The sequence below is a fragment of the Planktothrix tepida PCC 9214 genome, assembly GCF_900009145.1.
GTDB lineage: Bacteria > Cyanobacteriota > Cyanobacteriia > Cyanobacteriales > Microcoleaceae > Planktothrix > Planktothrix tepida.
Window position 1 is genome coordinate 1 of sequence record NZ_LN889842.1, and the last position, 1,323, is coordinate 1,323.

The 1,323-nt window shown below is 31.5% G+C and carries 3 protein-coding genes; all 3 read left to right on the forward strand.

The annotated features are described in order from the left end of the window. Positions 1–192 (forward strand): transposase family protein (locus PL9214_RS29390; protein WP_222425318.1); only part of this gene is annotated, 192 nt, incomplete at its 5' end. Positions 193–445: 253 nt separating this feature from the next. Continuing rightward, positions 446–904: a phosphate-starvation-inducible PsiE family protein gene (locus tag PL9214_RS29395; protein ID WP_072722819.1), complete on the forward strand. Its 459-nt coding sequence runs from the start codon at positions 446–448 to the stop codon at positions 902–904. Positions 905–1,122: 218 nt separating this feature from the next. Then, positions 1,123–1,323 (forward strand): hypothetical protein (locus tag PL9214_RS29400; protein WP_222425319.1); only part of this gene is annotated, 201 nt, incomplete at its 3' end.

Genomic DNA, 1,323 nt, shown 5'->3' on the forward strand with positions numbered 1-1,323 from the left:
TTTGAGTTAGTAGTAGATAGCTATGAACAGCCCAGGGAAAGACCAACAGACAATGAAGAGCAGAAAAAATATTATTTAGGAAAGAAAAAAGCACATACCTTTAAAAATCAAGTCATTGTCATGCCAAATGGAAAAGAAATAGTTAGCGCAACAAGAATAACCCAGATTAATTGTATAGCGTTTGATCCTTAACCCAATGTGCCAACATCGAGAACACGTCCGCAGAAAACGGGTTTCTTAGGTTGTCTATGTTAGTCGTGATAGATTAATTTCAATAGATATTATTGTTGATTTTCGCAATGGAGCAGATTTAGAAACCTGGTTTGGAGGTTCGATGGATAAATTTTTAACAATAGTATTGCATTAACGGACTCTAACTTATATATTGAGACTAATTTGCTTTATTCTCTAGCTTTATCTGTTCAACTGCAATTCACCTTTCACTATGTCCCGCAAAAAAACATTTTTTGAATCCCTTACTCATTGGTTTAGCGACGAACATTTTTTAATGCTATTAGAAGAAGTCCAAGTGGCGATCGCTAAAACCTTATCCATTGCCATGGTCGTAATTATTATAGTTTGTTGTGGTCAATTAATTTTATATTTAACTCAAAAATTATTAACGGATTCCACCCTAATCTTTAAAAATTCTTTATTTGAAATTTTTGGATTATTCTTAAATGTTTTAATTGCTTTAGAAATATTAGAAAATATATCATCTTATTTGAAGAAACACGTTATACAAGTTGAATTAGTCATTATTACTTCTTTAATTGCAGTAGGTAGAAAAATCATTATTTTTGATTTAGACAAAAAATCAGGTGAAGATTTAATTGGACTAGCACTGGCTGTTTTAGCCTTGTCAATCAGCTATTTAATTGTGCGATTAAATAAAGGAAAATAACAATTTTTAATCCTTTCTAAAAAGCTTAAAATGTTTTACCTCTGAGGTAAAAAGCCCTAAACAGGATAATAATATGTATAAAAACATACAAATTTTTGTCCCTTAAATCCCCTTTTAAAAACATAAGTTCACAAATTGTATCATCCTATCAAGCCAAGATCAACTAAACTAAGAACCAACCAGAAACTCAGAATTCAGTCTAGTGAACGCTTAATTTTATGGAAACCCTATTAAACCAATTTTGGCATTTTGTTTCAGGAGCATTTACCCTTAACCCAGACGCCTTTAAAGAAATTAGCACCCTACCCAATAGGTTAACGATCGCATTAATGATTGTTCTATTGGCGGGTTTATCTCAATCCATTGGACAATGTATTGTTTTATTCGCCAATAAAGTTAAACCTGTTCGGTTTGTATTA

Excerpts from the sequence above, each read along its gene's own strand:
- PL9214_RS29395 (WP_072722819.1), top strand. The coding sequence starts at position 446 with ATGTCCCGCAAAAAAACATTTTTTGAATCCCTTACTCATTGGTTTAGC.